The organism is uncultured Helicobacter sp. (assembly GCF_937893305.1).
Lineage (GTDB): Bacteria > Campylobacterota > Campylobacteria > Campylobacterales > Helicobacteraceae > Helicobacter_D.
Genome location: NZ_CALBGN010000015.1, coordinates 291185 through 298495 on the forward strand (window position 1 = coordinate 291185; position 7311 = coordinate 298495).

The window sequence follows — 7311 nt, forward strand, 5'->3', positions numbered from 1 at the left end:
TTAGTCATCATAAATATTTTCCTCTTAAAATATCCAAAAATAGCTGATTTCTATTCTCCGCATCACAAATCAAAGAGCTATAATCCATAAAATGTATTATTATATTGTTTGCTTGATTGTATTTATAACAAATTGGAAAATTACTATTTGTATATATTTGATTATAATCGTCTCTAATGATACTTTGCAAAACCTCATCATTAAATTTTAAAAATCCATAAGCCCAAATTCTTACTTTTTTTTGAGAATAAACTTCATTGATCATTGCAGCATAGCTAAGAATTTGTTGGTGTGCTAATGCAAAATATTCTTTCTTTGCTTCAGGTTTTTTAAATTCTATAAGCAAAATATCAGTTATCTTATCTTTTTCATAAGTATTAGAAATAATGCTTAACAAATCAGGTCTTTCTATATTCTTGTGTAACTCTGGAAAAATATCCTTAATCTGCATATCGCTAAAAATTTTATCATAGCACATAAACCTATCATCGAATAGCCAAACATTATTGCTCCTATAATCTTGCTTATCATCGGATGTTTTCTTAGGCATAAACAAATTATGGATTTCAGCTTCTACACTCCCTTTATCAACAGAGTTTTTTAATTTTTGGATTAATTTATCCCTATCAAACACATATTCAGCCAATTCCGTTTGTGTTACTTTAGCTAATTTAGCTTCATAATTTGTTTTTGCCTTATTATTATCATCTCTTAAAAAATCCTTATCATCATTAAATTCTTTTTTTGCATTTTCTAACATATCATTTACATTTAATTCATTCCTATTTTCAAAATATACTCCGAGATAAGGTGATTCTTTAATTGATTTTTTTCTATTTTCTTTAATTGTATTTTCTACATCAAAATTATGTTCCACATAAATTGCTTTGAGCTGATTTTCTAATTCATCGTGTATATCATTCCAACTCAAATCCTCAAATTCAAGCGAATTTTTTCGTTTGGGATAAATTTGCAATTCATTTCTTTCATCATTAACATTTTTATCAAAAAAATCGGATTCTAAAATATAAAATATTCTTAAATCTTTTTCTTTTGGCAAATTATATTTACTTTCTTGGTTTAAATCTGAATTTTTTATAACAACCCTATTATTTGCAACATAAAATCCTTCATTTCTAAAATCACTTTCCCCAAAAATATATGATATGCTAAAAGAATAATTTTTAATTTTAAATTCTTTCTTTTCAAAATCTGGTATTTCAATACTCTTAACACTATCTACACATTCATCGTTTCTATAAATATCTATTTTAATATCCTTGTTTTCTATCTTAAAATAAGCCAGAAAATGCTCTTTGATTTGTTTTTTAATCTTAGAAAAATCAACCGAAAAATTATCTTTTGGATTTGATAAAATCACTTTAGTTTTATCAAAAAAATCTTGCTCCTTAGGCTCTGTCATACCATTATAGGTAAAATCAAATTCTTTATTTTTACTTACAACCTTTACGCTTTTAAAAAGTTTAAGATATATAAATCTTCCTATACCCTTACAGCCTAATGATTTTTTATAATTACTACGATATTCTCCAAAAGACTTCAAATTGTCCTCATTAAAGCCATCACCATTATCAATCACTTCAATTTTATCTACATAGGGAGTTATGTTTTTATTGTCTAAGCTGGAGGCTATAATTTTAAGCTCAATATATGTGGCATTTGCTTGCATTGCATTTACTATTAATTCAAATATCACATTCTCAAGCTTGACATTTTTTAATTGATCTACAACCTCTGGTATATTTATTTTCATCACAATTTCTCCCACCACAAAAGATTTTTAAGTTTTGGGTATGTGTGTAAGTCAATTTGCTCTAATGATACAATATCGCCATTGTCAAACTCACAAGATTCTATACCTTTAGAATCTAAAAATAATCGCTTGATTTTTAGCCCTTGCAAATTTGCCAAAGTGTGAAACAAATCAAATTCCTTTCTATATCCACTCATATCTAGCGTGATTGTTTCACCTTTATTCAGCTTTTTAATGAGTTTGCGGGATTTTCTGTAATCAATGATTTTTTGTGCTTTTTGATAATCTTTAGCAGGGTAAATCACTTCAGCATTATTGCCTATTTCTTTACCTGTCTTATTCTCACATTGAAAATCTATAAGCACATATTCACATTCTTTTAATGCTTCTTCATAGGATTCTAACTCGTAGTATCTAAATGCTCCGCCACCTTGATAGTCGCACTCTTTGCTAATCCCACTTTGGAATCCTGCGATAACTTTTTTAAGGCGTGGGATAATGACTTTATAAAAATGCTCTCCCATTTCAATGCCAAGCCATTTACGCCCTAGCTTTTGTGCTGCAGCTACACTTGTCCCACTTCCTGCAAAAAAATCTAAAATTATAGAATCTTGATTGCTACTTGCTTTAATAATTCTTTGCAATAAGGCTTCGGGTTTTTGGGTGAGATTGAAATCGGATTTTATAATTTCACTCAAATGTGCTTGGGAATCTTTATAAGCTCTAGGGTCAGCATAAACCTGTTTAACATCACTCCACACACTTGATAATGGAATGCCTTTGCTTTCATCTAAAAATTGTTTTTCCCAAATTATGTTTCCATTTTCATCTTTACCACGCATTCTACGCCGATAGAGTCGCCCATCATCATCTTTAAATTTAAACCAATCCCTGATATATTTCTCGCTATACGGAATGTAAATTTTATTTTGCAATCTTTGCTCATAAACTTTTGCATAATGAAAAATCATATCGTGTATTCCAACAGGTTTAGCCCCTGCGGCTCTTCCACCACTTGGAGAACCATAAGCCCATATCAATTCACTTGCAAAATTCTCTTCCCCAAAAATTGCATTTAAAAGCTCACGCCCACGATAATTTGCATTATGGTCTAAATGTAAATAAAAGCTTCCTTTATCGCTTAAAAGATTTTTAGCAAGTTCAATGCGATTTTCCATAAGACTTAGCCAAGTAGAATCTTGAAATTTATCTCTGTATTCAAAATCACTTCCTGTATTAAAAGGCGGATCAATATAGATTAAATCCACTTTGTTTTGATATTTTGGCATTAGGGAATGTAGGGCTTGAAAATTATCTGCCTTTATTAGCTCACCATTAAGAATGGATTCTATATCATCAAACACGCTTAGAATCTTGTATTTTGTCTCTTTGCTAAAATGCTTTGTATCAAGGGGTAGGAATTTATATTTGTCATCACTCAATATTTTTTCGCTTATATTTTGTGCTTGAAAACTCTCATCAATAAGCTTTAAATCCTGCCATTCTTTGATTTGCTTTTCAAAGCCTTTGTCTTTGCATATAGAATCTAAAAGGGCTGTATTTTGTGCTTTATCGCTCAATACTGAATGCCTTAAAATTAAATCAAGACTAAAGACATAATTTACTTTTTTCGCAAATTTGGGCTTTAACCATATCGCCTTTAGCTCATCTTCAAAATCACCTATAAGCCTTATTATTTCTAAGGCGATATTGCGAATCCTTTGTAAATGTGAAATGGATTTTACACTCCATTCTTGAAACTCGCTGTCTTTATAGAGATAGTGATAAAACCACAAGTCAAACTGCTCTTGTAAAAACGCCCTTGCATTTTTGTGGATAAAAAAATCTACTTCATTTTGCTTTTTATAGCTTGCAAAAAGCTTTTTTATGTGTGCTTCATCTAGGGGGATTTTATGTGCTTTTAGAGATTTTATAAAATCTTCGCTCAACTCGTTGCTATTTTCTTTAAACACAGCATTAAGATCGGGGAATAAATCCTTTTGACTTAAAACCTTGATATAAATGGTGGGTATAGAATCTTGTGTATCTGTGCTTGTTTGCTCGATTTTATCAAGTTTGAATATAAGCTTTCGCTTGGTATTATCAGCATTTTGCGTATATTCACTTGTATCAAAGTAGATTTGGGCTAGCTCGTTTTCATCGCTTAAAGTAAGGCTAGTATAAAGCGTATCACTTTTGACATAGTATAAGTCTTTTGTTTTATAAAAAAGGCTTGTATCTTTGGAATTAGTATAGACTTTTGCATAAATGTTTTTATACAGCGGTGTATCGTGGAAAAATGGCGTGCCTGTATCATTAAGATAGCTATCAAAGAAAGTGTAAAGCTTGTTGTAAATATCGTGTGAGTTAAAATCATCATTTGGGATAGCAGAATCTAAATAAGCCTTTATGTGGGAAAAATACTGCTCTTTTAGCTTTAAGAGATTGCTAAAACCGCTTTGTGCGTTGCTTGTGCTGCTTTGCGTATTTTGTGGTGTATTAGCCTTTTCATAGGCTTTTATCTTTGCACCGAGATAACATTCCTCTAATTTGCTATAAAATGCTTTTTTGTAGTCCATTGTTCACTCATTCACATAAAAATGTTTTCAACGATTCTAACGCTTTTGATTCAAAATCAAGGCATTTTTGTAATTTTTCTTGATTGTTTTGTAAATCTTCTGCATTATGTTTGATACCAAAACAATAAAAATAAGCATAGAATTTTTCTTCCTTGCCGGGCAATGTAAAATTCTCGTTTATAGCTTGTATTTTCTCTCTATATTCATCAAAACATTTTAAAATTTTTTGTTGTGTGGCAATTTTCTCAAAAAGGCTTTCTAAAGTCCCTATATCCTTATTATTTGGAAATAGAAAAATTTCATACTCAATTTTATACCCATTTGTTCTTCCAAGTTTTTCTAATTGGGTCTTTATATTATCTCTTGCTTTTAATGCATCTTCATCTGCATCAAAAATAATTTTAATTTTATTTTTTTTATTCACAGCTTTTTCAATGTCTGTCTTACAGCTTTGTAAGTTATCTTTACCATCACAAACAGATACTTTTCCATCTTTCCCTAAACATTTTAAATACATCTCTATAAAGATTCTGTCCCCTTCACCCTCAACAAAAATTATCATTGCTAATCCCTTATTTCATTATTATTTTTCATATTGGATATAAAATCCTCTTGCGAATAAAAGCCGACCTTGATTTTTTGACAATCATCTTCATATATATTAAAACCACATAATATTTCTTTATCTTTTTGTGATAATAAACGACTTAATCGTTTTAGTATTTCTTTATTGTGCGTAGTGATGAAAAATTGCACCTCTTTAAATGCTAAAATAGATTCAAATAATAAATCAATATGCTCAAAATGCAATCCATTTTCTATCTCATCAATCAAAATATATTTTTTGCCTGTCAATACAGATAGAATAATGGCGATAATCTTTTGGAATCCAGCACCCATTAGCTTAGAATTTATCATCCCATCTAAAGATTTTTTCTGCACGACAATCCTATTTTCTATAATCAAAATTTCCTGTATGTCTGGGAAAAATTTTTGCACCATATCATATAGCTCCTTTTTTTGCTTTACACTAGAAAGGATTATTTTAAGATTATTTCTTAGGTTTTTATGATATTGATTATCCCCACATATAAATTCTGTTTTCTTATAAATATTATGTTGTGTTCTATTTTCTTTTAATTTGAGTTTGTTTTCAAATTGTATTTGAAGAGGATTGACTTGTTTTTTTGAAATTTTTATTTGTTCTAAGATGTCATTATTTGAATAATCTAAAAACATCGTATGGATACCCTTTATTCTCATATCATTGAACATTATTTCTATATCATTTTGCTCTTGGTGCTTTTGTTGAGACACATCTACAATAACATTAGTAAACACATTATCATAGGAATGTATTTTTATCTCTCTTTCGTCCTCATTTAAAATAATCATCTCTTGTAAATTATAGTCATAAAAAAACCCTGAAAACAATCTTCATCAGAGACTATGCCTCTAAATTCTATAATATCAGTTATGGATTCTGGGTGGTCTGATAAATACAGATATAAAGCCTCTAGCATTGATGTTTTTCCTACATTTGCTTTGCCAAAAAAAACATTGAGTTGTGAAAAACACTCTAAGGTCGTCTCTTCTATACCTCTAAAATTTTTAATTCTAAGCTTGTTTATCATACAATCTCCTTTTTCATTATTTAATGCTAATTGGTTTGTCTCCCATCTTCTAGCACTTTTAAGCTACCATTAGATTCTATCTCGCAGACGATATAAGGGAGTCCTTGCTCGTTTAGCTCACTCATAAATGGGTCGGGGTCGTTTTGCTCCATATTAAACACACCACTACCATTATGTGAATCAATCCCCTGATACTCCCCACCTTTTGGCATATCGGCATTTAGCTTTAGTCGCTCTGCATTGTAGGATTCTAGGCTAGATACTTCACTGCTATGACAAGGGGTAGAATCCACTTTTTTAGATTCTGTATTGTTAGAATCTAGAGAATGTAGATTTTGCTTAAGATTTGTGGGTTGTGCAGAAAATTCTGCGGAGACTAGCCTGTCTTGGCTGTCGCACAAAGAATTTTCAAACTCCCGCAAAGATTGAGTGAAAGCTACATTCTTAGGTGCATTCAGCCCCCATTTATCCTCACATATAAGCTTTGCTCCAATCATCGCCGGCACACCCGTAGTATAGCTCACGCCTTGCGCATTGACTTCCTTATAGCAAACTTCGTGATCGCAAATATTATAAATATAAATCGTGCGTTCCTTGCCGTCTTTCACGCCCTTCATATAGCAGCCAATATGCGTTTGCCCCTTGGTGCGAGAAGCAAGGCTTGCAGGATCTGGCAAAAGTGTCTTTAGCACTTCAATAGGCACGATTTTACCGCCTTTGTGAGAGACTTCATCAATGCGTAAAAAGCCGATGTTTTCTAAGACTTTCATATGCGTGAGATAGCTCTCGCCAAAGGTCATAAAAAAGCGGATTCTCTTTAGCCCCTTAATGTTGCGGATAAGTGATTCTAGCTCCTCGTGATAAAGCAAATAGCTATTTTTCACGCCAACTTCTGGGTAGTCCCATTCTTTCATTAAAGCCAAAGGCGCAATATCTCGCCACTGCCCGTTAAAGTAAGATTCCACTTTCAAATCCTGCGTATTAGAATCTAGCTCAAAATGCTTCTCCTCTCTCTCAAACTTGCGATAAATGGTGTCTTGTTTTAGGTCTGGGTTTAGGGCTAAATCTGTCTGCGAAACAATGCCAGAATCTTGGCATTCTAAGGATTGAGATGAGAAATTAGGGTTGTGCGAGTCTTGCGAATGAGACGCACTAGGCGTGCGTTGAGACGAGCAAGGCGAAGCACTCCCTGATTTATCGCTCAATACTGAATGCCCCTTTACCCAATAGCGTGCTTTCGAGCTAACCTCTCTTAGATTAATCTCCGGATTAAAGTTTGTCGCAAACGCATAGCCGTGATCCCCTGCATTGCAATCCAAAATAT

Annotated in this window: 6 protein-coding genes; all 6 read right to left on the bottom strand. The window is 32.1% G+C overall.

What is annotated here, in order from left to right; genetic code table 11:
• Nucleotides 1-7: 7 nt before the first annotated feature.
• The gene (locus Q0358_RS05075) at nt 8-1774 is read right to left on the bottom strand and encodes an ATP-binding protein (protein WP_299548222.1); all 1767 of its coding nucleotides are present in this window, start codon (nt 1772-1774) and stop codon (nt 8-10) included.
• Nucleotides 1774-4353 (bottom strand): site-specific DNA-methyltransferase, encoded by a 2580-nt coding sequence (locus Q0358_RS05080; RefSeq protein WP_299548165.1) that lies wholly within the window; start codon nt 4351-4353, stop codon nt 1774-1776. Before Q0358_RS05080 ends, Q0358_RS05075 begins: the two co-directional genes overlap by 1 nt.
• Nucleotides 4354-4360: 7 nt before the next feature.
• Complete coding sequence (locus Q0358_RS05085) at nt 4361-4915, bottom strand: DUF3226 domain-containing protein (protein WP_299548168.1); 555 nt, start codon at nt 4913-4915, stop codon at nt 4361-4363.
• 2 nt (nt 4916-4917) lie between these two features.
• Nucleotides 4918-5748 (bottom strand): AAA family ATPase, encoded by an 831-nt coding sequence (locus Q0358_RS05090; protein ID WP_299548171.1) that lies wholly within the window; start codon nt 5746-5748, stop codon nt 4918-4920.
• The gene (locus Q0358_RS05095) at nt 5745-5987 is read right to left on the bottom strand and encodes an AAA family ATPase (protein WP_299548175.1); all 243 of its coding nucleotides are present in this window, start codon (nt 5985-5987) and stop codon (nt 5745-5747) included. Before Q0358_RS05095 ends, Q0358_RS05090 begins: the two co-directional genes overlap by 4 nt.
• 26 nt (nt 5988-6013) lie before the next feature.
• Nucleotides 6014-7311: saccharopine dehydrogenase C-terminal domain-containing protein (locus tag Q0358_RS05100; protein ID WP_299548178.1), on the bottom strand; the 1298-nt coding region annotated here is incomplete at its 5' end.

Excerpts from the sequence above, each read along its gene's own strand:
- Q0358_RS05075 (WP_299548222.1), bottom strand. The coding sequence starts at position 1,774 with ATGAAAATAAATATACCAGAGGTTGTAGATCAATTAAAAAATGTCAAG.
- Q0358_RS05080 (WP_299548165.1), bottom strand. The coding sequence starts at position 4,353 with ATGGACTACAAAAAAGCATTTTATAGCAAATTAGAGGAATGTTATCTC.
- Q0358_RS05085 (WP_299548168.1), bottom strand. The coding sequence starts at position 4,915 with ATGATAATTTTTGTTGAGGGTGAAGGGGACAGAATCTTTATAGAGATG.
- Q0358_RS05090 (WP_299548171.1), bottom strand. The coding sequence starts at position 5,748 with ATGATTATTTTAAATGAGGACGAAAGAGAGATAAAAATACATTCCTAT.
- Q0358_RS05095 (WP_299548175.1), bottom strand. The coding sequence starts at position 5,987 with ATGATAAACAAGCTTAGAATTAAAAATTTTAGAGGTATAGAAGAGACG.